The organism is Paenibacillus favisporus, assembly GCF_040545415.1.
GTDB lineage: Bacteria > Bacillota > Bacilli > Paenibacillales > Paenibacillaceae > Paenibacillus_AQ > Paenibacillus_AQ favisporus.
In genome coordinates this window covers 91007-114377 of the sequence record NZ_JBEPLV010000004.1, presented here as the reverse complement: position 1 = coordinate 114377, position 23371 = coordinate 91007, and the positions used below count along the sequence as shown (strand labels likewise).

At 53.8% G+C, this 23371-nt stretch carries 21 protein-coding genes; 8 read left to right on the top strand and 13 right to left on the bottom strand.

Annotation, left to right across the window (positions count from 1 at the left end; all coding sequences use genetic code 11):
- Positions 1 to 169 precede the first annotated feature (169 nt).
- Positions 170 to 1159 (bottom strand): zinc-binding dehydrogenase, encoded by a 990-nt coding sequence (locus ABID47_RS18485; RefSeq protein WP_354498941.1) that lies wholly within the window; start codon positions 1157 to 1159, stop codon positions 170 to 172.
- A 131-nt stretch (positions 1160 to 1290) separates the two neighbouring features.
- Here ABID47_RS18485 and ABID47_RS18480 point away from each other — a divergent pair, with 131 nt between their 5' ends.
- Positions 1291 to 2157, top strand: a complete 867-nt coding sequence (locus ABID47_RS18480; protein ID WP_354498939.1) for a LysR family transcriptional regulator — start codon at positions 1291 to 1293, stop codon at positions 2155 to 2157.
- A gap of 57 nt (positions 2158 to 2214) precedes the next feature.
- Here the strand turns inward: ABID47_RS18480 and ABID47_RS18475 are convergent, their stop codons facing one another.
- The 6 genes from ABID47_RS18475 to ABID47_RS18450 form a co-directional block, all read right to left on the bottom strand.
- Positions 2215 to 2829, bottom strand: a complete 615-nt coding sequence (locus ABID47_RS18475; RefSeq protein ID WP_354498937.1) for a DUF2812 domain-containing protein — start codon at positions 2827 to 2829, stop codon at positions 2215 to 2217.
- Positions 2816 to 3154, bottom strand: coding sequence for a PadR family transcriptional regulator (locus ABID47_RS18470; RefSeq protein ID WP_116233052.1), 339 nt, complete (start codon positions 3152 to 3154; stop codon positions 2816 to 2818). The genes ABID47_RS18475 and ABID47_RS18470 overlap by 14 nt, the downstream gene beginning before the upstream one ends.
- 202 nt (positions 3155 to 3356) lie before the next feature.
- Positions 3357 to 3968, bottom strand: a complete 612-nt coding sequence (locus ABID47_RS18465) for a hypothetical protein (RefSeq protein ID WP_354498934.1) — start codon at positions 3966 to 3968, stop codon at positions 3357 to 3359.
- The gene (locus ABID47_RS18460) at positions 3953 to 4465 is read right to left on the bottom strand and encodes a hypothetical protein (RefSeq protein ID WP_354498932.1); all 513 of its coding nucleotides are present in this window, start codon (positions 4463 to 4465) and stop codon (positions 3953 to 3955) included. The genes ABID47_RS18465 and ABID47_RS18460 overlap by 16 nt, the downstream gene beginning before the upstream one ends.
- 245 nt (positions 4466 to 4710) lie before the next feature.
- Complete coding sequence (locus ABID47_RS18455; protein WP_076173114.1) at positions 4711 to 5439, bottom strand: amino acid ABC transporter ATP-binding protein; 729 nt, start codon at positions 5437 to 5439, stop codon at positions 4711 to 4713.
- Positions 5432 to 6883: an amino acid ABC transporter substrate-binding protein/permease gene (locus tag ABID47_RS18450; RefSeq protein WP_354498930.1), complete on the bottom strand. Its 1452-nt coding sequence runs from the start codon at positions 6881 to 6883 to the stop codon at positions 5432 to 5434. Before ABID47_RS18450 ends, ABID47_RS18455 begins: the two co-directional genes overlap by 8 nt.
- Before the next feature lie 375 nt (positions 6884 to 7258).
- Between ABID47_RS18450 and ABID47_RS18445 the strand changes: the two genes are divergently transcribed.
- From ABID47_RS18445 to ABID47_RS18435, 3 genes are read left to right on the top strand one after another with little or no spacing between them, the layout of a single operon-like run.
- On the top strand, positions 7259 to 7924 hold the full coding sequence (locus tag ABID47_RS18445) for an ArsR/SmtB family transcription factor (protein ID WP_354498928.1): 666 nt from the start codon (positions 7259 to 7261) through the stop codon (positions 7922 to 7924).
- The gene (locus ABID47_RS18440; protein WP_354498926.1) at positions 7897 to 9039 is read left to right on the top strand and encodes a cysteine desulfurase family protein; all 1143 of its coding nucleotides are present in this window, start codon (positions 7897 to 7899) and stop codon (positions 9037 to 9039) included. The genes ABID47_RS18445 and ABID47_RS18440 overlap by 28 nt, the downstream gene beginning before the upstream one ends.
- A gap of 58 nt (positions 9040 to 9097) precedes the next feature.
- Complete coding sequence (locus tag ABID47_RS18435) at positions 9098 to 10402, top strand: MFS transporter (protein WP_251677816.1); 1305 nt, start codon at positions 9098 to 9100, stop codon at positions 10400 to 10402.
- 238 nt (positions 10403 to 10640) lie between these two features.
- Here the strand turns inward: ABID47_RS18435 and ABID47_RS18430 are convergent, their stop codons facing one another.
- The 4 genes from ABID47_RS18430 to ABID47_RS18415 all read right to left on the bottom strand — a co-directional run bounded on the left by ABID47_RS18430 (position 10641) and on the right by ABID47_RS18415 (position 14749).
- A complete protein-coding gene (locus ABID47_RS18430) occupies positions 10641 to 11117 on the bottom strand; it encodes an SgcJ/EcaC family oxidoreductase (RefSeq protein WP_354498924.1) in 477 nt (158 codons plus the stop codon).
- A gap of 355 nt (positions 11118 to 11472) precedes the next feature.
- The gene (locus tag ABID47_RS18425; protein WP_354498922.1) at positions 11473 to 12861 is read right to left on the bottom strand and encodes an FAD-dependent oxidoreductase; all 1389 of its coding nucleotides are present in this window, start codon (positions 12859 to 12861) and stop codon (positions 11473 to 11475) included.
- Positions 12862 to 13161: 300 nt separating this feature from the next.
- Complete coding sequence (locus ABID47_RS18420; RefSeq protein WP_354498920.1) at positions 13162 to 13608, bottom strand: Hsp20/alpha crystallin family protein; 447 nt, start codon at positions 13606 to 13608, stop codon at positions 13162 to 13164.
- A 199-nt stretch (positions 13609 to 13807) separates the two neighbouring features.
- On the bottom strand, positions 13808 to 14749 hold the full coding sequence (locus tag ABID47_RS18415) for a helix-turn-helix transcriptional regulator (RefSeq protein ID WP_354498918.1): 942 nt from the start codon (positions 14747 to 14749) through the stop codon (positions 13808 to 13810).
- Between the two features lie 143 nt (positions 14750 to 14892).
- On the opposite strand from ABID47_RS18415, the gene ABID47_RS18410 reads away from it, so the two are divergent.
- Together ABID47_RS18410 and ABID47_RS18405 are read left to right on the top strand one after the other, a co-directional pair.
- Positions 14893 to 15585: an epoxide hydrolase family protein gene (locus ABID47_RS18410; RefSeq protein WP_354498916.1), complete on the top strand. Its 693-nt coding sequence runs from the start codon at positions 14893 to 14895 to the stop codon at positions 15583 to 15585.
- Positions 15534 to 16070 carry a hypothetical protein gene (locus ABID47_RS18405; RefSeq protein WP_354499738.1) on the top strand — a complete coding sequence of 179 codons (537 nt, stop codon included), beginning with the start codon at positions 15534 to 15536 and terminating at the stop codon, positions 16068 to 16070. Before ABID47_RS18410 ends, ABID47_RS18405 begins: the two co-directional genes overlap by 52 nt.
- Positions 16071 to 16142: 72 nt before the next feature.
- Here ABID47_RS18405 and ABID47_RS18400 read toward each other — a convergent pair whose 3' ends face one another.
- Positions 16143 to 17030, bottom strand: a complete 888-nt coding sequence (locus ABID47_RS18400; protein ID WP_354498914.1) for an ADP-ribosylglycohydrolase family protein — start codon at positions 17028 to 17030, stop codon at positions 16143 to 16145.
- Positions 17031 to 17417: 387 nt separating this feature from the next.
- On the opposite strand from ABID47_RS18400, the gene ABID47_RS18395 reads away from it, so the two are divergent.
- On the top strand, positions 17418 to 21455 hold the full coding sequence (locus ABID47_RS18395; RefSeq protein WP_354498912.1) for an endo-1,4-beta-xylanase: 4038 nt from the start codon (positions 17418 to 17420) through the stop codon (positions 21453 to 21455).
- Positions 21456 to 21533: 78 nt separating this feature from the next.
- Here ABID47_RS18395 and ABID47_RS18390 read toward each other — a convergent pair whose 3' ends face one another.
- The gene (locus ABID47_RS18390; protein WP_354498910.1) at positions 21534 to 22319 is read right to left on the bottom strand and encodes a hypothetical protein; all 786 of its coding nucleotides are present in this window, start codon (positions 22317 to 22319) and stop codon (positions 21534 to 21536) included.
- Between the two features lie 292 nt (positions 22320 to 22611).
- On the opposite strand from ABID47_RS18390, the gene ABID47_RS18385 reads away from it, so the two are divergent.
- Positions 22612 to 23304, top strand: coding sequence for a hypothetical protein (locus ABID47_RS18385; RefSeq protein WP_354498908.1), 693 nt, complete (start codon positions 22612 to 22614; stop codon positions 23302 to 23304).
- The last annotated feature ends 67 nt before the right edge of the window (positions 23305 to 23371 follow it).

The following is a 23371-nucleotide window of genomic DNA, read 5'->3' as shown; positions in this document are numbered from 1 at the left end:
CTTTCTCCCCATTTCCGGTCCGGTGCCCACTCCGCGTGAGCGCCTGAGCGTGAACCTAAGATGCTTTTGATTATAGGGAGAGGATGTTAAGCAAACAGAAATTAATATTAAAGGAAATCTAAAGAAAGATTAAAGAACCGGTCCCGCTGGCACGAACGGGCATCCAGGCTCAACCGATGCAGAGCCCGATGTTGCCAAACTGCTCGCCAGCAGTCATTCTCCGGAACGCAGCCGGCGCTTCGTCCAGCGGATACATCCGGTCGATCAGAGGCCGAATGGCGTGCTCCTCCATGAACCGAAGCATCTCTCCGAACTCCTCGCGGCTCCCCATCGACGTACCGATCCATGACAGCTGCGGAAAAAACAACGCCCTTAGCGGGACCTCCACCATGTCACCGGAGCTGGCCCCGAAGCTCACGATCCGGCCGTTCGGCTTGATCACCTCCAAGTATTTGGAAAAGGTAGCTGGACCGATGCTATCTAGGATCACGTCCACCTTCTCCCCTTGCAGCCCTTCGTTCCAGTCTCCACTGCTGGAAAAAGCTCCCCGCACAGCATAACGCCGCGCTTCTTCAAGCTTGGCCTCGCTTCGGGAAGTGACGCTGACGACAGCCCCCGCAGCTTGGGCCATGAGCATGGCGCAGGTTGCAACCCCGCCTCCAATGCCCGGGATAAGCACGTGCTCGCCAGCCTTGATTTGCGCCCTCGTAAACAGCGCCCGGTAGGCCGTGAGCGCGGATAAGGGCAATACTCCCGCTTCCTCCCAGGTCAGGTATGCCGGGTTCCGGAAGGCATTGTCCGCGGGGATGACAACCGTCTCGGCAAACGTCCCGTCCGTAGGACCGCCCAGGATTTGCGGCACCACCGGTACCTCTTCGGTTCGATCCCAACCGATCGTCGGATGGATGATGACCTCCGTACCGGCGGTTAGACCGGCTACTCCCTCGCCTACGGCATCGATGACGCCTGCGCCGTCAGAGCCCAGGATGAGCGGTGCATCCGCCGCACGGCGTCCCTTCATCAGAAACAGATCACGGTGATTGAGTCCGGCCGTCTTTACACGGACCCTGATCTCCCCGGGGCCCGGCTGTTTCGTCTCTGCGTCGCCGACCCGCAGTCCGTCCAGACCGCTCCGGCCATGATGAATAGCTGCTTTCAAATGAATCTCTCCCTTTTTCCGGCCTCTGTGAAGCCGTTTTGGGATTCATTGTATAGGCCGCTTTAGAGCATGTAAAATGATTAGTAGTGAATATGGTGTTCAGTCAAAATGAAGTCAGGATGGTGAGCCGAATGGAAAGTGGTGATTTGCGGATATTCCGTGCGGTAGCGGAGGAAGGAAGCATTACGCGGGCGGCTCAAAGGCTGCAATATGTTCCCTCCAACGTCACCGGCCGGATTCGCCAGCTGGAGGAAGGTTTGCAGACTCCGCTGTTTATCCGGAGCAACCGGGGGATGGAGCTGACCCCGGCCGGCGAGCGCCTTCTTGGATACGCGCGTCAAATTCTGAACTTGCTCGATGAAGCGGAGAAATCCGTGCAGGCGGAGGATGCGCCGCGGGGACCGCTGCGGATCGGGGCAATTGAATCGGCTGCGGCAGCTCATCTGCCAGGCCGTCTGGCCGCTTACTACGCCCGCTACCCTCATGTCAGCCTGTCCCTCGCCACGGGCAATTCCCGCGTGCTCATGCAGCAGGTGCTGGACCGCGAGCTGGACGGCGCTTTTGTGTACGGCCCTGTCCCGCATTCCCAGCTGGAGCAGATTCCTTCCTACGATGAAGAGCTCGTGCTGCTCTCCGAGGCCGGAACGGCCAGCCTGCAGGAACAGCTGCAGAAGCCGATGCTCATTTTATCGACAGGCTGCACCCACCGCTCCAGAGTGGAGCGCCTGCTGGCCGAAGCTGGAGTTCAGCATCCGCAAATTATGGAGTTCGGTTCGCTTGAAGCCGTGCTTGGGGGTGTGGCTTCGGGCCTCGGCGTAGCGCTTCTCCCAAGGTCCAACACCGTTCGGATCCCCAACGAGAAGAACATTGAAGCCTTGACCCTGCCGGAGTCCTACCGCGAGGTCGTGGTCTATTTTATCTATCGACGGGATGTACCGCTGAGCAGCGCGCTTCGCGCTTTTCTGGAGCCGGAGAAATACACCGGGCCGTCTGCCTAAAAAAAGGACGATACCGGCAAGCGCAGCATCCTCCCTATTGGCTCCCTATCGGCATGATTACTGCTGCTGGGATTTGTCGTATTCCTTTTTGGCTTTGTAAGCGAAAAACGAGTAGACGATAATCATAACCGGAATGACCATCCAGACGATCCCGCGGAACAGCGCAAACGGCGTCTCGAACAGGAACGCCTGCCAAAATCTTGGGCCGCTCATCTCCCACAATCCCGGCGTGTAATACAGCGCTTGGGGCTTCAGAATGACAGATGCGTCAATGGCATCGGTCGAAATCAGCGCCGCGAAAATCGGGATAAAGCAGCAGCACAGCGTCATCCACATGTCGGAAATCCGCTTATATCGGGCCGCCTTGGAGTCAGCATCGGAGAAAATATCTTCGTTCCCCTGGTCACCGTTCTGCTTGAAATATTGAGCCCCCGACCCCTTCGTGCCGGCGACATGCGTCCAGCCGCTGTCCTCAAACAGGGCAACATAATCCTCAAAGTCCCGCTGATTCTTAAACGTGCGGAAGTCGATCCGGTAGTTGGCTTCCTCCGGTACGCTTCGCTCGAATTGATAGCCGAAGGACTTCCGGACAAGCATATAGCCCTGCCGGGCCATGTCGTTCAGCCACTGTTCTTCCTGGTCCAGATTCGTGAAAAATTTATATTTTTTCATGCAGCAACTCCTCCTTGCCCCACTGCATATTGGTTACTTCGATCATATGGCGCATCCGCTCGTAATCCTGTCTCAGCATTTCCCGTCCCAGATCCGTGATGACATACACCTTGCGGCGGCTGTCCTCGCTCGCAGTCGGCTGGATGAATTTCTGCTTCAGCAGATTGTCCACCGCCCCGTACAGCGTACCGGCCGCCATCCGGACCTGCCCCGCGCTGAGCTCCTCCACCTTCTGCATAATCAGGTAACCATGCGCCGGTTCCAGCAGTGCCAACAAAATATAATATACCGTTTCGGTCAGCGGTAAATGTTTATCTCTGCTCAATGAAGTGCCTCCCTTTTGCTCAGTCACACTTTATATCGTTCAACTGTATATTTACACTATATACAGTTTCACTGTATATTGCAATAGCAAAAAGACCAAAACCCGAAAGTATCGGGCTTGGCCTTCTTTTTTAAATAATCCAAGTTCTACCCCCGTACCCAAGCCTTCCTGTCGCTCCAATCCAAACGAAGGTGAGGCTTCGTTATTTTACTATCCACCGCACCACTCTAAAAATCACAAACAAAACAGCACCGATGCCCACTAAAAGCAGCCCCTCCACCACGATGGAGTCAAGCAGCCCGGCGGACGCATTTCCAATAAGCGTAGCGATGCCCGCACCCGCGAACTGCGCTGCAATCACCACTACCGAATCCAGCAATGAACGGTACCACCGGACGCGTTGGCGCCAGTATGCGCCGGTCAGCACCAACAGCACGACATTTCCCAGCGTAACGGCCGTCGACGCGGAATTGTCCGCGAATGCGCCGTCTGAAATGGGCCAGGAAGGCATCCACGCTACAGCCAAAATCAGGTTAACCACGGCAACGCCAAGAAAAACTGGCCGGAACAGCCGCTGATCCCTCCGTTTTTCTTCTGCTTCCATTCTTGCCTTCATGTCCGGGCTGATCCACGCAGGGATGTCTCTACGCTCGCGGCTTCCGATATGCAGCGGGTTGGCACCCGGCTCATACTCGGCCTTCGGCAGCTCGGCATACGCTGTCTGGTAGTTCTCCACCCTAACGAACTTCACATTCGCCTCTGTCCCGTACACCGGAATCTCGTGCTTTCGGAACTCCGTTACCCAGGCCTCCAATTCATCGGATTCTCTAATCCGAAGACGGAATATTGGATATGACCTTCTTCATCAACCCATTTCATGACGATGTTGGCACCGATCACATAAAACCCGATGCTGCCTTCCCCCTTGGGCTGGTACCTTGTCGTCCGGCCGATCAGCACCTCCTGCATTTGAGTGAACGGCACCAGATGCTCTGACTCTTCGCCGGTCTTGATTTGCTTAACGTATGTATAATATCCTTCCTCCCGGAGTTCGTACCGGAGCAGCACCTTTTGCGGCATCCGGACGATTCGGAAGATCAGCCACAGCATGCCCGCCAAGAATAGTCCAATCACCGTGATAAAGCTGCCCACCACCCAATCTCCCTTGATAAGCCAAAAGACACCGTACCCCAGAAATCCTAGAACGAGGGCTCCCATCAATCCGACGAGTCCCCAATTCAACGTTTTAGCCGTCCGGGACGGCTGGTTGGAATATTTCAGTTGGCCTTCCTCACGAAGCTCTACCATCATCGTCCTCCTGTACGTAAGTGGATTTTCCTGGAACATTTCTACGCAGTAACTGGCGAAAATGTTTCATCGCAACGCCGTACCTTTCGGGTTCGTTTTCAGCGGTTCGGCCAACATATGTGCAGGGACGAATGCAAAAAAGCCCGGTCAAGCAGCCAACGCTGCCCGTCCGGGCTTTCATTCAAACCGCTGTGATCACCGGGTAACGGTTCATCACGTACGCGGCTTCACTCATGCTTATAACGTGCTTACAGCACCTTCTCCAGGAAGCTGATCGTACGCTCGTTTTTCGGCCGGCCGAACACTTCCTCCGGCGGTCCTTCCTCAACGATGTAGCCGCCGTCCATGAAGATGACCCGGTCCGCCACCTCGCGGGCGAAGCCCATCTCGTGCGTGACGATCATCATCGTCATGCCTTCGCGGGCCAGATCCTTCATGACGCCCAGCACTTCGCCGACCATCTCGGGGTCGAGCGCCGACGTCGGCTCGTCGAACAGCATGACGTCGGGATTCATCGCGAGCGCGCGGGCGATCGCCACCCGCTGCTTCTGCCCGCCCGACAGCTGGCTCGGGAACGCGTCCGCCTTGTCGGCGAGTCCGACGCGCTCCAGGAGGCGCATCGCCGTTTCGCGCGCCTGCTTCGCGTTCATTTTGCCCAGCTCCATCGGAGCGAACATGATGTTCTTGAGGACGCTGAAATGCGGAAACAGGTTAAAATGCTGGAACACCATGCCGATGTTCTCACGCGCTTTGTTAATGTCCGTCTTCGAATCGTTCAGATCCTGGTCATCAACGATGACACGGCCTGCAGTGATATCCTCAAGCCGATTGATGCAGCGGAGAAACGTACTTTTTCCCGATCCGGAAGGACCGATCACGCACACGACCTCGCCTTCCTTGACCTGCATATCGATCCCCTTCAGCACCTGATTGGCGCCGAAGCTCTTCTTTAATCCTTCAACCCTGATTTTACCCACGGCGCAATCTCCCTTCCAAGAAGCCTGAAAGTTTCGTTAAGATCGTGATCACAATCAAATACATGATGGCTACAGCCAGCCAAATATCAAATGACGAGAACGTTCTTGCGATAATAATTTTGCCGGACTGCGTCAGCTCGACCAGACCGATCGCCGACAGAATCGATGTATCTTTCAGCGTAATGACCAGCTGGTTGATAAACGCCGGAATCATGACGCGGATCGCCTGCGGGATGATGATCTTCATCATCGCCTTGCGGTACGGCAGACCGAGCGAACGGGCCGCTTCCATTTGGCCGCGGTCGATCGACTGAATACCGCCCCGGATGATTTCCGTTACATAAGCGCCTGCATTCAGACTCAGCGTCAGAATGGCCGCCAGGAACAGCGGCATCGTGAAGCCGAAGGCCTGCGGAATACCAAAGTAAATAAAGAAAGCAAGGACGATCAGCGGAATGCCGCGGAAGACGTCGACGAATACCGTCGCCAAACCGCGAAGGAACTTATTGCGACTCACCTTCATAAAGCCGAAGATCAACCCCAGGATAAAGGCAATGAATAGCGATACGATTGTGTACAGCAGCGTATTGCCCAGACCTGTCATCAGCGGCGGCAATGAATCCTTAATCAGTCCCCAGCGGCTTTGGTTCGCCGGTCCGGACGCATTTTCACCCAGATATTTCTCGAGAATCTGGTCATATTCCCCGCTGGCTTTGAGATTGGTCAGGCCGGTATTGAACTTTTGCATCAGCTCCTGGTTCTTGCCTTTGCTGACCGCAAAGCCGTAGGAGCCGCCTGCTTCCTTCTCGGTTACGATTTTGAGTCCATTGTTCTGGTTCACGCCATAAGCCAGCACGGGATAATCGTCAAAGCAGGCCACAGAGTTTCCAGTTTTGACATCGTCGTACATTTGCGAGGAATCGTCGAACGGGACGATGGTGAACCCGTATTTTGAGGCGATGGATTCGGCGAAGCTGTAGCCTTCTGTACCTGTCTTTACGGCTACTTTCTTCCCTTTTAAATCCTCGTAGCTCTTAACATTGTTATTGTTTTCGCTGATGGCCATCACCACGCCGGATTGGAAATAGGGCTCGGAAAAGTCGAATTTCTGCTTCCGTTCGTCAGTAATGCTCATCCCCGCGATGACGCCGTCCACCTGGTTCGACTCCAGCGCCTGGACGGCTGCGTTAAAGCCCAGCGGCTTGATCTCATACTTAAAATTCTGATCCTTGGCGATGGCCTCCATCAGATCCATGTCAATCCCGACAAACTTGCCGCTGACGTCCTGAAACTCAAACGGAGCAAACGTAATGTCGGTACCGATGACATAGGTTTTGCCGGAATCCGGCGCAGCTGCGGCGCTTCCCGTCCAACCGGACCATCCGGTCACCACGAGGAGCAGCAGCGCTAATGAAAATAATGATACCTTTTTGGATGATTTCATGTGTCCTCCCCTTCTCGGTCAACGCCGAATGTTGTCCCCTTCATACTTTTTCTTTTTTGGTGGCAGGTATTCTCCCACCTAATATCCTATTTTACCAAAAAACCAATCATTCCTAAAAATACATTTTCAACCATTTACTTTAGTTCCATCTAACCATTAACCAAGAAATTTACTACTAAGACTAACACAGTCTGCAGATAAAGGAAGCAAGTTAGCTATCATTCATTACCCATTCAAGACAAGTTTGCCTAACCATCAATAGAACTTTCGTAAAATATAGTCAAGCTATGAGCTCATTATGATCTTGACGGTCAAAGATAACCGCGACTATAATTCAATCAATTAATTGAATATTATAGCAAGGTGGGAATAGAGATGGACCACGATTTTCCCGTTCGTGCTTTCAAAGACGACTTGTACCGGCAGTTCGCCCGAATCGGGAAATGCTTGTCCAGCGATAAACGGCTCGAGCTCATGCATTTGTTATCCCAAGGACCCAAGTCTGTTGAAAAATTGGCCGAGGCCACAGAAATGAGTGTAGCCAACGTATCGCGGCATCTCCAAATTTTACTGGATGCCAACCTGGTGAAGTATAGCAAGCGGGGGACGTATGTCATCTACTGCTTGGCTGGTCCCCATATTGAGGGCTTTTTGAATGCTCTATGGCGAATGAGCGAAGCGCAGCTGGCCGACATCACCCGGGTGAAAAACGACTTTCTGAGTCAGTGCGAGGATGTACAAACCCTGTCTTTAAATGAAGTATTGCACAAAATGGACGAAGGCAGCATGATTTTACTGGATGTACGCCCGGCCGATGAATTTGAGGCAGGACACATTCCCGGGGCAATCTCTGTTCCGATGGAGGAGCTTCATCAATATATGCAAAGTCTGCCCAAGGAAACTCCAATTGCTGCTTATTGCCGCGGACCTTACTGCGTTGCAGCGGCCGAGGCGGTTGGGAAATTGCAGCGTGAGGGCTTTTCAGCATTCCGGGTGGAGGAAGGAGTTTACGAATGGCGGGAATTTCAAGCACAGAGGTAACGAAACGCATTTATCTGGACTATAACGCCAGCACCCCGTTAGATCTGGAAGTGCTCCAGGAAATGCTGCCGTTTTTCGAGCAGCCCTATGGCAATCCTTCTTCGTCGCATTGGGCGGCGGCTTCACTCAAAGAAACGATCGAGCACGCCAGAAGCAGGATCGCCGCAGCGATCGGGGCAAAATCCAGTGAGGTGATTTTTACCAGTGGAGGAACCGAGGCCAACAATCATGCTTTAAAAGGGGTTTACTTTGCATCCAATCAGCCTCGCAGACATATCATCACGACAACCATTGAGCATCCGGCGATTCTCAATCCCTGTGCCTTCCTCGAGACGCTGGGCGCTGAAGTGACCTACGTTCCCGTTGATCACTGGGGCCGGGTGTCACCGGCAGATATCGAGCGTGCCATCCGCGAGGATACCATCCTTATTTCGGTCATGCACGCCAACAGCGAGGTCGGAACGATTCAGCCCATTGAAGAGGTGGCCAGTATCGCCAAACGCTACGGTATCCTGATGCATACAGATGCTGCACAGTCTTTTGGCAAGATCCCGGTGAACGTCGATGCCTTGGGCGTCGATTTGTTATCCATCGCCGGCCATAAGTTGTACGCGCCCAAGGGCATCGGCGCACTGTATGTGCGTGAAGGCACGGCGCTCGCCCCGTTTGTGCATGGGGCAGGCCATGAATCCGGCCGGAGGGCAGGAACGGAAAATGTGCCATATATCGTCGGATTGGGCAAAGCCGCAGCACTTGCAGCGCAGAAGGTCGGTTCCCGTGAAATCCGAAACCTCCGGGAGGCATTGAAGGAAGGGCTCAAGGAAGCCTTTGGAGACCGGGTCCGGTTTAATGGCGATCCCGGCAACCATCTGCCCAACACGCTCAATGTAAGCTTCCTCGGACTGAGCGGGCAGGAGATTTTGGGTCGTTTTCCGGAAATCGCCGCTTCCACCGGATCCGCCTGCCACTCCGGAAGCACAACCCTTTCACCGGTGCTGCGGGCCATGGGCCTTAGCGATTACGAAGGGCTGGGAGCGATCCGGTTCAGCTTGGGCCGATACACCACCACAAAAGAAGTGGAGACCGTCATTTCTTTATTCCAGGATCGTCTGTAGTGAGGGGAACAGCAAATCATTTACGAATCGGTTCGTCTAATATAGGGAGGATCAATAGATGTCAGAGACCACGGTTGTAGAAAGGGTGAATCCCCTCCCTGCACCTCTAAGGCAGTACGTTGAATCGCCTGAGAGGCAGCGGCAGCTCCATAAAAGGACGATGTTGATCGTCATCATTTCGCAAATTTTCGGCGGGGCCGGTTTTGCTGCAGGGGTTACGGTAGGAGCGCTGCTTGCCCAAGACATGCTTGGATCCGACAGCTATGCCGGGGTTCCTTCCGCCTTAATTACGTTAGGATCCGCAGCGTCAGCCCTGATCGTCGGCCGTCTGTCCCAGCGGTTAGGGCGCCGGACGGGGCTGGCAGCGGGCTTCCTGGCGGGTGGGCTTGGTGCGCTAGGCGTCGTTTTGGCAGCCCTCATAAGCAATCTGGCACTTCTCTTTATTTCTTTGCTGGTATACGGCGCCGGTACGGCTACAAACTTACAGGCTCGATATGCCGGAACGGATTTGGCCTTGCCAACGCAGCGGGCTAAGGCGATTAGTGCAGCTATGGTCTTCACCACATTCGGTGCAGTGGCCGGACCGAATCTGGTCAATATCACGGGACGGTTTGCCACTTCCATAGGTTTCCCAGCGCTTTCGGGTCCATTCATGCTGGCTGCTGCAGCATTTATTATAGCCGGCGTCGTCCTCCTCATCTTCCTTCGGCCAGACCCGCTGATCGTGGCCAAGGCCATGGCGGAGGCACAGCGGGCAGATGAAAGCCTGAATGGCACGCAGAACACCGGCGTAAAGGACGCAGCCATGAATAAAATGGGGATCATGATCGGTGCGACGGTGATGGTGCTGACCCAAATCGTGATGGTGGCCATTATGACCATGACACCGGTCCACATGAAGCATCACGGACACGGGCTGGGCGAGGTCGGCCTCGTCATCGGCATCCATGTGGCTGCGATGTTTCTCCCTTCGCTGATTACCGGCGTTCTGGTCGATAAGTACGGACACACTCTGATGTCCTATGCTTCCGGAATCACCTTGCTTGCGGCAGGCTTGTTGGCTGGGCTCGCGCCCGGAGAATCGATGGTATTTCTCGTTCTTGCGCTTGCGCTCCTTGGGCTGGGCTGGAACTTTGGCCTGATTAGCGGAACGGCAGCCATTGTCGACGCGACGCCTCCGCATACTCGGGCGAAGACCCAAGGCACGGTGGATGTGCTCATTGCCTTAGCCGGGGCTTCGGGAGGAGCTTTATCCGGCATGGTTGTGGCCCAATCCAGCTACTCCGCACTTTCTTTGGCCGGAGGATTCCTGTCCTTGCTTCTAATTCCGGTTATTGTCTGGTCGCGGAAAAAGAAGGCCTGATGCGTTCTTCAACCGCTACTACCTCGTGACTTTAATTAGGAACCGTCGGGTTTGGTATTAAGGTGATCATCACAATAGTTTCCCCTTTCGTTTTTTCGGTTAGATGCAGCGGCAGCCGGCGGACGAAAGGGGTTCTTTGGTGAGGAGTGAGAAGACCGGCTGCTCTGCTGCTCTATCGGGTAATGCTTCAATCGTTCCCAGGCTGATGCGCCGATCAGGCCATCCTCCTGTACCTTTCTCAACGAAGCTGCTGCTGAACAGCCCGCCGCGAGCTCATCTTCGTGAATATTTTTTGCATCAAACCCGGTCCGGAAATCCGGCTGTTCTGAAACGCGGCGATGCGCCATTCGCCGTTTTGCTTTACAACCACATTGGTGTTAATGGAGTCGCGTTTCTTTGGCGCCTGCTTCTGCCATCTCATTTTGACAGCGCCCAGTCCGTGAAAGATCGCCAGCTCCGGCGTAATAAAATCGATTTTGACAATCTCCCCGTCCAGCGTAGACCCTCTCAATACGCCGTTCCACAGCTCCTGATGCACATCGGCGATCGCCTTTCTTCCTTTCAGATGCTCGCCTTGAAAAGTAACGTAGTCGGCCTTGTCGGTAAAGCATGCCCCGTAAGCCTTGCCATCCCCTTTTCCCCAAGCCCATTTCAGCTTTTCAAACAGCTGCTCAATTTCCTTCCGGTCTTGCGCCTGATTTGTATTCATGTTCATCTTCCTTCATCTCCTTTGATAGAATGGCCGCCTGATTACGCGGATTTCTTTGATATTCAAGAAACGGTTCGCTGACATTAACTGGACCAATTAATTATCTTGATTTATATAATATCTTGATTAATTAAGATAATATGCGGACGGAGGTGATTTGTCAATAGATCCCTTAAGTTTTTTCAAAAAAATAATGAAGCACATCCCGCCCCGTCAGCGAAAAAGCAAAAAAAATCCCGGCCCCTTCGGGCCGGAATCAAGCATGGTTATGGTGTTGGCAAGAAGCAGGCTGGCAATCCCGCTTCTCGCCGGAATGGAATTCCTCGTGGTTGGAATGATTCATTAATGACTCGTGATTACATTACACGGCTAATTTCGTTTGGACCGCAGCTTCCGGAGCCGTCTGCTCCTTCTTCATTTCCTCCATGGCGGCCAGTCCGGCCGTATTCAGCACGTTCCATGGCTTGTTGTAATGCGGCTGGAAGAAGAAGTCTACAAACCCCAGCTCCTGCACCGTCATCCGGTTCTGGATGCACACCGACAGCGTATTGGCCGCTTGGGTCATATCCGCCTTCGACATTACCTGGGCTCCGACGATCCGGCCGCCGTCCGCTTCGAAGACCAGCTTCAGCATGACATCATCGTAGGTCGGCATAAACTCCGGACGGTTGTTTTCATGGATTGTTACAGTTTTCACATTCAAGTCTGCAGCAAGCGCGGCGGCCTCAGTCATGCCCGTCGAAGCGATGTTCCAGTCAAACAGCCGGATGGCCGACGTTCCCTGGGTACCTTGGTAGCGCACGGTCGGCTGCACTAAATTCATACCTGCCAGCGTACCCATCCGCACCGCATTGGTGGCCAGCGGAATGTACATCGCCGTTCCCGTCGGATTGTAGCGTACGGCGCAGCTGTCGCCAGCGGCCAGCACATCGGGGTTACTTGTGCGCATATAGTCGTCAACGATAATCGCGCCGTTCGGCAGCATATCAACTTGGCCCTTCAGCAGATCTGTGCCGGGGCGGAAGCCGATGCACAGCACAACCATATCGGCTTCAAACGTGCCGTCTGTGGTGACGACCTCGCGGACTTTGCCTTCGCTGCCGCGGAAGCCTTCCACCGTCCGGCCCAGCGCCAGCTGCACACCGCGAGCCTTCAGCGCCTGCTCGGCCAAGTCGGTCAGATCGCGGTCAAGGTACTTGGCCATGACACGGTCCATGTTATCGATCAGAGTGACCTGCTTGCCAAGCTCGTGGAACGCTTCGACGAGCTCGATGCCGATATACCCGGCGCCGATGACGGTGATGCGTTCTGCATCCGCAGCGCGGGCAATGATTTCCTGCGCGTGAGCGTAGTTTTTGCACAGCTGGACATTGTCCAGATCGATTCCTTCCATCTTCGGAATAACCGGCCACGAGCCTGTGGTGACCACCAGCTTATCATAGCTGTCCGTAAATTCTTCGCCGGTCACCAGGTTACGGACATTCAGCGTCTTGGCGTTGGTATCGACGGCCAGCACTTCGTGCCGCATCCGGGTCACAGCGCCGAGTCCGGCCAGCTCTTCCGGATTGCTGTAGAACAATCCGCCAGCGTCCTTAACGACGCCTCCGACGTGAAGGGCGATGCCGCACGACAGGAACGAAATGTTATCGTTGCGTTCGTACACCGTAATTCGGGCTTCCGGGTGCTGTGCGGCAATGCTTTTCACAGCGGCGGTTCCGGCATGGGTACATCCAATGACTGCGACTTTCATGGTAATTCCTCCTTATAGGGAATGAAATGGATAATGTGAAACGGAATGGATAACTTAATGGATAAGCAGCGGAATGGAGAACACTGCTCATTTGTGAAATAATGCACAATATACCTAAAAAAAATATTTCCGATGATTTATCTGCCTTGATCTATTTGTGATTTATATCACAACCTCTTTATGGCTTAATCATACACCTTCCCTTTCACCTTTGCAAGGGGTTTGTGAAAAAAATCTCAAAATTATAATCTTAACAAAAAGCACCCCGTCCGGGGTGCTTCATATCATTTTACTATATGATTAGATGTCTTCGCGAATTTGAATGCGTTTGGTGCGTTGGTTAGGTTGTTTTGGAATTTCCATGTTCAGTACGCCGTCTTTCAGGGATGCGTTAATTCCGTCTGCATGAATATCGGGAACGTAGAAGCTGCGTGTGTATTCACCATAGCGGCGTTCTCTGCGGACGACTTGTTCGTCTTGGTTGTCCACGCTATGGTCTTCCTTGCGAACGGCTTTGATCGTCAGGTAAGGCTCAGCGTAGCTGATCTCGATATCTTCTTTTTGAAAACCGGGCAGCTCCGCCTCCACCAGATACGATTGCCCCGTTTCCCGGATATCGGTCTTGAAGGACGTCAACGATCCTTTGAAAGATGTAAACCAATCGTCGCTGAACACGTCGTTAAAGGATTTCACCAATGGTCCAAAGGCATCTTCTCTGCGTTTTCCAAAAGGAATCAAGTCAAACATGCTTCATTTCCCCTTTCGATTTGACCTTGTTTGACCTTACGCCTTTATTATATGCCCGAGGATGTGAAAAGACAAAAACGATTACAGCTGATTACACGCAATTATAGCCTGATTTGACTCGTTTTATGGTGGATTTATCGTAAAAATTATTATTTTGACCTTATTTGACCTTCGGATCATCGTATGTAAATTTTCTGCCTTAATCCTCGTAATTCCCCACCGTTTGCACCGCCATATGCCGGATCCTCTCGGCTACATAAGCTGGCTCAAGCACCCGCAAATCCGGCCCGTAGCTCAGCAGCATGCCGTACATCCAATGATTATCCGGGTAACTCGCCCGGACCAGCAGCGATCCGTCCGCTTCCGTCTCCACGTTCTCAACGCCAAAAGCCTCCTCCACCCGTACTCTCAGCCGCGGCTTAAAACGCAGCAGAAGGGAAACCGCCGGTCCGGTCTCCTGGTTGCCCCACCTTGCATCGAGTTCTTCCATGCGCACGCCGCGGGACGGAAATTGTTCCAGATGCACCTTCAAGCCGCTCAATCGGGAAACCCGAAACGTCCGATAATCCTGACGGGTTCGGCAGTAGGCGTATAAGTACCAGGCGTACCCCTTCCAAGCCAGGCCGATGGGCTCGACTTCGCGCTGCTCGGCCGTCCCTTCCGTATTGGTGTATAGGAAGGATACCACCGACCGGTGCTTGGACGCCTGCCTTAGCGAAACAAGGACCGACTTGTCCTTGATTCCTCCTCCATGCCACAGGTTGGTGTCAAACACGAGCGTTTCGCCCTCTTCCTCCATTTGGTCCTGCTCGGATTTGGCGACAAGCGCCTTGATCTTGGTCAGCAGATCTTCCATTTCCCGGTCATCCAGCGAAGCTTGTACGCCTTTTAAGGCGACGAGGATCGATTTCAGGTCTTCCAGGGTGACAATCTGCCGCTCGATCCGGTACTTCTCCATAATTTCATATCCGCCGTCTGTTCCCGCGTACGACACGATGGGGATGCCCGCAGCGTTAATCGTCTCAAGATCGCGGTAGATCGTGCGCAGCGACACCTCATACTTATCGGCAAGGGTCTGGGCGTTCACCCTGCGCCGGCTCAGCAGGATCATCGTAATGCCAAGCAGCCGTTCTACTTTCAAGCTACCCCTCTCCTTTGTCAAAGAAATGGCGATTCACAAAAAAAGATCACTATTTATATCCACTGCATTTCTCGCTGACATCCTGTTGTCAAGGTGGGGCGCCTACAATAAAGACATAAGAACCCCCAAGGAGGATGTTAAAAATGAAAATGTTCGCTAGTAGCCCAACCAATCCAGGTACGATCCGCCCCTTCCGCTTGGAAACGACGCCGGCAGAGCTCCAGGACCTCAAGCAGCGCTTGAGCATGACCCGCTGGCCGGATGAGCTTCCGGGGGCAGGCTGGAATTACGGAGCACCGCTCTCTTTTGTGAAGGACATGGCGGCTTATTGGGAGCAATCCTTTGATTGGACCAAGCAGGAACAGCGCCTCAATAGCTATCCTCAATGCACGACGACGATTGACGGTGCGAACATCCACTTCTTCCATATTCGTTCCTCCGAGCCGGGTGCGGTGCCGCTCATGCTCATTCACGGATGGCCCAGCTCCCCTGTGGAATTCCTGGAGCTGGTCGGTCCGCTGACCGATCCGACATCGTATGGCGGCGATGCCGCAGATGCCTTTCACCTCGTCATCCCTTCGCTGCCGGGTTTTGGCCTGTCAGGCCCGACAACCGATACGGGCTGGAGCCCATCCCGGGCAGCCCAAGCGCTGGATGCGCTCATGACGCTCCTCGGCTATGAGCAGTACGGCGTGCAGGGCGGGGATATGGGCGCCATGATCGACCGGAAATCGGCCGCATCGCCGCCGGCCGCGTCATCGGGGTGCATGTCAACGCGGCGACCATGGGCTTTGTGCCGTTCGGGGCTATCGAAGACGATGTATTTGCATCGCTGACCGATGCTGAGAAGGTGCGGGTCGGTCGGTTGGGGCATTTTATGAAGGAAAGATTCGGGTTTAACATGATCCAATCCACCAGACCGCAGACGCTCGCTTACGGGCTTCACGACTCCCCGGCCGGACTTCTGGCCTGGACCTGCGAATTGTTTAACGGTTTTGGCGATACGGTCGATGCCGTGGACCGCGATACGTTCCTCACCAACCTTATGCTGTACTGGCTGACGGGAACGGCTAACTCCTCTACGCGCATGTATTACGAAGGCACACACGACCCGGGTGCCTGGGCTCCGAAAGACATGTCGCCAACTCCTGTTGGTGTCGCGGTATTCCAGTTATCCGATGTGGCGATCCGCCGCTTCGCCGAGCAGGGTAACCGCATCGTACATTGGAGCGAGTTCGAGCGGGGTACGCATTTTGCCGCGATCGACGCACCGGATCTGATGATCAAGGACATCCGTACGTTTTTTCGGAATGTGCTGTAACCGTTAAAGTGGATAGAGGTAGGGTGGGTACCTTTGGGGTACCCTTTTCCCTTTTATTGCTGCGGCTTCTTTTTACGCTGACGATGAAGTCCTCAACGCATACAGCAGCGAGACGACCCGGTCGAGCCGATCCTTGATCAGGATGGCCTCCGCATACTTCGCCGGAATCCCCTCATAGCCGTAATAGATGCCCGCCAACCCGCCGGCGATCGCTCCAATCGTATCGGAATCGCCGCCCAGGTTGGCCGCCCGCTGCACCGCATCGCTGAAGTCGGTCGCGTGAAGCAGGATATGCAGTACCCATCGGAACGTATGGACCACGAACCCGCTGGGAGGACAGTCCGGTTCGTCTTCGATGATTCCTTCATACTCGCTACCCTTGATCTCAGTCAGGATGGCTTCGCTCAGCTCCTCACCCCGCAATAGACGATCGGCAATGCGATTATAAATAACGCAGGCTTCCGCGCACCTTGGATCGTAATGCGTCATGCGTGATTGCGTGATCGTCACCCGCTCAACCTCAGCCGGGTCGTTGTAAGCCAGCGCAGCCGGCAGGCATCGCATCAAGGAGCCGTTCCCGCCGCTTTGACCCATGTCTGCATGAGCAATAAAAGCAGATTCGAGCCAATCACCCTCATATTTTTCAAACACATGCCGGATGATGTTCCCGATGTCCTTGGGCCGTGATTGATACCATTCGAGAAAATAACGCCCGATCGCCTCCATCGGCTCCGCGGGATTTTCCAGAATCCCTTCCGCCACGCAGAGCGTCATCATCGTATCGTCGGTTACTTCCCCCGGTTCGAGCTGCCATACCCCTCCGCCGATGATCTCCGTCAAATAGCCGTACTGGGCTTTTACTTCCCGGACACTCATAAACTCCGTCGTTCCGCCAAGCGCGTCGCCCACAGCCACGCCATAGAGGCCGCCCTTCAAGCGGTCGAGCATTTGGTCCTGCATGCCATCACTCCGCGTTCTAATGAGATATTTGAAAAGAAGTCTGTTCTATTAGTTATGATTATAGCAAGTGCAGGCTAGTGGGATAAGGCGAATAGAAAATCCTCAATCATTCCCCACCTCTGCCCGAATCTTCATTGCCTATGCATATTCTACATCATCCATTCCATAGATGCAGCGAACTTCCTGCGGCCCGGCCGACCGAACTTCGTTTGATTCCCCTTTTCTTCTGCTCTCAGAAATATATAAAAAAAGCACGGTATTTCCTTTCATTTGCTGTAAGACGCACGTTTCAGGCGAATGGTATCATCTTGGCGGGAAAGGAGGATTCGCTGAGTATAAATGTAAGCGCTTAATCAACAAACCATTGGTGCAGGGGGAGTGCAATGAATGAATAAATGGATGAAACAAGCCTTTTCAGCCGTAATTGCCGCGGCTCTGATCATGCCATCGGGCTGGCTGGCCACGGATGTAAGCGCGGATGCAGATACGGTAACGGTGGTATACCATGAAACCTTTGCGGACGGGATTGGCAAAGCCGTTCAATCGGGAGGCGCCAACCTCGCGCAGGTCTCTGGCAAAGTGTTTGACGGGAATGAGGACGGAGGTGCTCTTTATGTAAGCAATCGTACCCACGATTACGATGCGGCTGATTTCAACTACACCGACTTAGGAATCCAAAACGGCAAAACTTACACGATCACCGTTAAAGGATATGTGGACGCTGAAGCCACCGTTCCTGACGACGCCCAAGCGTATCTTCAAACCGTTGACAAAAGCTACGGCTGGCTGGCCGGCGCAGCTTTTAGAGCTGGGGAAGCTTTTACGTTGACCAAAGAATTCACCTTGGATACCAGCAGCGGCGATACTCGACTGCGTGTTCAATCCAACACCTCCGGTGCCACAGTCCCCTTCTACCTCGGCGACATCCTCATCACCGAAAAAGCTGCCTCCGGCGGGGGCGGAAACGAAGAACCGCCTAGAGATCCGGCCTTGCCTTTCAGCACAATTACTTTTGAGGATCAGACCCCCGGTGGCTTTGAAGGCCGATCCGGCACGGAGAAGCTGACCGTCACCGATGAAGCCAACCATACACCGGGCGGTGCATATGCCCTTAAAGTGGAAAACAGGACAGCCACCTGGCATGGGCCGTCATTACACGTGGAGAAATACGTGGATAAGGGCGCCGAGTATAAAATATCGGCCTGGGTCAAGCTAATCAGCCCCGCCAGCTCGCAGATTCAACTGTCCACCCAGATCGGCAGCGGTGGCAGCGCAAGTTATGTAACCCTGGCCCCGAAAACGATCAGCACCGATGACGGCTGGGTCCAATTTGAAGGAACCTACCGTTACAACAGCGTGGGCGGCGAATACTTAACCCTCTATGTGGAAAGTTCAAATAACGCGGAAGCCTCCTTTTATATCGACGATATCAGCTTCGAAAAAACCGGCTCGACGCCAGTCGAAATCCAGAAAGATCTGATTCCGGTCAAGAAAGCGTACCAGAGCGATTTTCTGATCGGAAACGCCATCTCAGCGGAGGATCTGGAAGGCGTACGGCTGGAGCTGTTAACCATGCATCACAACGTCGCCACGGCGGGGAACGCCATGAAGCCGGATGCGCTGCAGCCGACGAAGGGCAGCTTCACGTTCACCGCAGCCGATGCAATGGTCGATAAAGTTCGGGCTGCAGGCATGCAGATGCACGGGCATGTGCTGGTATGGCATCAGCAGTCGCCGGCGTGGATGAATACGGCTCAGGACGCGCAGGGTAACACGGTCCCTCTGAGCCGCGAGGAAGCGCTGAACAACCTGCGGACCCATATTCAAACCGTCATGGAGCATTTCGGAGACAAGGTGATCTCCTGGGACGTCGTCAACGAAGCGATGAACGACAACCCGCCAAATCCGGCGGATTGGGAAGCGTCGCTGCGCAAATCCCCTTGGTATAACGCGATCGGGCCGGACTACGTTGAGCAGGCGTTCCTTGCGGCCAGGGAAGTGCTGGACGACCATCCGGATTGGGATATCAAGCTGTATTACAACGATTATAACGAGGACAACCAGAATAAGGCCCAGGCCATTTATAACATGGTCAAAGCCATGAACGACAGATATGCCGAAACGCATCCCGGCAAGAAGCTTGTCGACGGTGTCGGCATGCAGGGGCACTACAATGTGAACACGAATCCGGAAAATGTGAAGCTTTCCCTGGAGAAGTTCATCTCCTTAGGGGTCGAGGTCAGCATCAGCGAGCTGGACATCCAGGCCGGCAGCAACTACGAGCTCCCCGAGAAGCTGGCCAACGCCCAGGGCTACTTGTACGCGCAATTGATGAAGATATTCAAGGACCATGCCGCCGACATCAGCCGGGTCACCTTCTGGGGGATGGACGACGGTACAAGCTGGAGGGCCTCTTCCAACCCGTTGTTGTTTGATAAAAATCTTCAAGCCAAGCCGGCATACTACGGCGTCATTGATTCGGACAAATTTATCATGGAGCATCCGCCCGAGTCGGGCAATGCCAACCAATCCACCGCGGCATACGGCACGCCGGTGATTGACGGGACGGTCGACGCGGTATGGAACCAAGCGGCCACCATGCCGGTCAACCGCTATCAGATGGCATGGCAGGGCGCGACGGGCACAGCCAAAGCACTCTGGGACGACCACAACCTGTACGTGCTAATCCAGGTTAGCGACGCTCAGCTGGACAAATCCAGCGCGAACGCATGGGAGCAGGACTCCGTCGAAATCTTCCTGGACGAGAACAACGCAAAAACTACGTTCTACCAAGATGACGACGGGCAGTTCCGCATTAATTTTGATAACGAAACTTCCTTTAATCCGCCCAAGATCGCAGATGGCTTCGAGTCGGCGACCAAAGCAGCCGGCACAAACTACACGGTAGAAATGAAAATTCCGCTCAAGACGGTAACGCCAGCCAATCAGCTGAAGCTTGGTTTCGACGCCCAGGTCAATGACGCGAAAGACGGCACCCGTCAAAGCGTCGCCGCCTGGAACGACACGACCGGCAACGGCTACCAGGATCCATCCGTGTTCGGCGTACTGACCCTCACCGGCAAACCCGCCAATCCGGGCGACAATGGCTCAGGCAATGAGGGCGGTGGCGGAAACAACGGAGGTAACGGAGGCAATAACGGAAACGGCAGTAATAGCGGAAGCGGTAATGGCGGCAACAGCAACGGCAATAACAGCAACGGCGGCGGCAGCCCGCAAACCGGGATTACCGTGAGCGCCGATGGTGTCATTACAATCAAGCCGGAAGCGAAAATCCAAGACGGACGTGCCGTGAGTACCATTTCTGCCGACAACCTGAAAAAGGCGCTGGAGCAAGCGGCAGTACCCAGCAATGGGAAGAAGCAAATCGTGATCGAGGCGGCAAAGCTGCCCGGCACCGGTTCCGTTGAAGTCCAGCTCCCGGCTCAAACCCTTAGTGGAAAAGAATCCTTCGAGCTGCTGCTGAAGACGGATTCCGCTGTTCTTCGAATTCCAAGCGGCATGCTGTCCAATCAGACAGATCTATCCGGGCAGGTATCGGTTCGCATCGGAACCGCATCGACGGACCATTTGAACCTAAATGCAGCCGATCGTGAACGGATCGGCAGCCGTCCGGTGATCGAGCTGAGCCTTGCAGCAGGCGGCAGAACCTTGGAATGGAACAATCCTGCAGCGCCTGTGACGGTGGAAATCCCATACAAGCCGACTGCTAAGGAATTAAGCCATCCGGATCAGATTGTAGTTTGGTATGTCGACGGCCAAGGCCAGGCGCCCCCTATTCCTAACGGCCGCTATGATGCCGCCACTGGAATAGTGGTATTCCACACCACCCATTTCAGTACTTATGCGGTCACCTACGCGTCCACTGCCTTCACAGACCTGCAAAACATCCCTTGGGCCAAGCCAGCCATTGACGCCATGGCCGCCCGCGGAGTCATCGATGGAATGTCCGAGAGCCGCTTCTCTCCTGAAGCGTTAATCAAGAGGGCCGACTTCGTGGTCTTTCTGGTTCGGGCGCTGGAGCTCCAAGGTACAGGCAGCCCGAAAACCGCATTCAGCGATGTCGATCCAATCGCTTATAATCGTAGCGAGTTGAACACAGCCAATGAGCTGGGCATTGCGGTTGGTTTGCCAGACCGTACATTCAAGCCAAACAGCCCGATCACCCGCCAGGAGATGATGGTGCTCACTGCACGTGCTTTAGCCGCTGCCGGAAAAACAATTGGGGGCAGCGGGAGCCTGAGCGCATACGCCGACGCCGCAAGCATTGCAAACTACGCTAAGGATAGTGCGGCTGCGCTCGTGAAAGCCGGCATCGTCACCGGCAGCAACGGTAAGATCGCGCCGCAAGGTCCGCTTACCCGGGCTGAGGCGGCGGTCATTTTGTATCGGATTTGGAAGTTGTAGCATTGGGGAGTCATACTTTGAAACGGAAAGGAGACGCAGGTTAGTTGACCGGTGCCTCCTTTTTAACCACTGATCATCTTATCTGTGAACGGGCTCAAATCTGATTTGATCAGCAATCAATTCATTTTCTGCAGGATCGAATTTATAAGTGATCTGAAAATCGCCTACGTATTGCGGAGAAATGCCAACGCTCGCGCCTAACGTGGTGACGATTTGTTGATTCTTCATCCAATAATAGATGACGCCGCCAAAACTAAGCTTGTCCTGTTTAAAGTTTATACCGGCAACCTGATAATCAAATTGATGTTCTTTTCCCTGTGACTTAACTTTAATGGCTAAAGTCTGATCATTTTTCCGGGTAACCCCCGTTTCGATCTGGCCGGCGACAATGTCCTGGTAGCTTTGCACTTTGATTTCGGAGAGATCCGTCCCGTTCAGCACATGCAATTCATCAATATTCAGTCCAGTCCCTTTTCCCTTATTAAGGATGATCACCGCTTCTCCCTTCCCGTCGCCGGTAACATCCGTGTAGTAAATCCGCGGGTCCTCAGTCGTCGAAAAGCTCCAGTCGAAAGCCTTGTTCACACCATTCACGTCAACGGCTACGGATTCATACGAATATTGCCCTTCCTTAACCGGCGTCAGCTTTACCTCCTTGTTCTCCGAAGACCAAGATTTCGCATCCGGTGACTGATCCGCCGTATTCATATGATTCTCTAGTTGTGAATTCGTTGTTATCCGAGATTCTGTTGTTGCTTCCGTACCTGTTGAGGGACTGTTTATCGTCTGATCTTTGCTGCAACCCACAAGAAAACCGAACATTAAAATCGAAGCCGAAAATAATGCGAGCTTGTTAATGACCATCCTCTCACTTTCGCTAGTTGATGCACATCATTATATACGTTCTATTTTCCATATCATTTAAGAAATGGTTGTTATGATTTGAAAATATCGTAACCTCTTATCTATAAACGCTGCTAATCGTGAGAAGTAACGCCCCGGGAATGCCGAGGACTGAATAATCCGGCTCTTGAAGTCCAGCCACCCCAGCCGTGAACGATTGAGTGAACCTAATTGCTCCACACTCGAAGGAAAAAGCCCCCCGCGTCCAGAATATATCAGCTATGAGCGTATGATGATGGGAGAGTGAGCGCACATGAGCGATGAGCAATGGCTGAAAGTTTCCGATTTGGCGGGACAGCTTGAAATCCCTCAGCCAACAATCAGGCGATACATGGACCGGCACGGACATCACTTGCATACGAAAAAGCAGCATAAAAGCTATCTGATATCTTCCGCGTCTATTCCCACACTGGCCCGGATCCGTGACGAATACTCCAAGGGGCTGAACGGGGAGCAGGTTGAGGAGGTGCTGTTGGGCCAGCCATCCACGATCACGACCGTGAGCGATACCAGCGTCCATAAGGATGAGCGCGTGAGCGATAATCTTGCCGAAGCCTTGTCCGAACTGGAGAAATCCGTGAGCGATCGCTTTAACAACCAGGAGCAATTTAATCAGCATCTTCTCGAACTGCTGCAGCGTGAGCAGGAAAAAGTCGAACGTCTTACCGAGCTCCTTATGAAGCAGACCGAAGCGGCGGCGTCCTTGTCCCCGGCGGTTCAAACCCAGAGCCGGAAACAGGCGGATCACCTAACGGAACGAAGGGTGAAGCGTCAGCTGGAGAGCGAGGCCTTGGAGCTCTGGCTTAACAAGCCTGCACCGGAACGAACGAAAAGGAACGTGTTGTTTCAAAGGAAAGAGGACAGCGAGGCTAAGGAAAAATTTGTGAGGGACTACGTGTTGGAACATTACGTGAGCCGTTTAAACGAGGAATTTAATAGAAGCTAACCCTGTTCAAAAAGCATAAATAGACGAAAAAGAGCGTTCCGCATAGGATCGCTCTTTTTATAGAAAT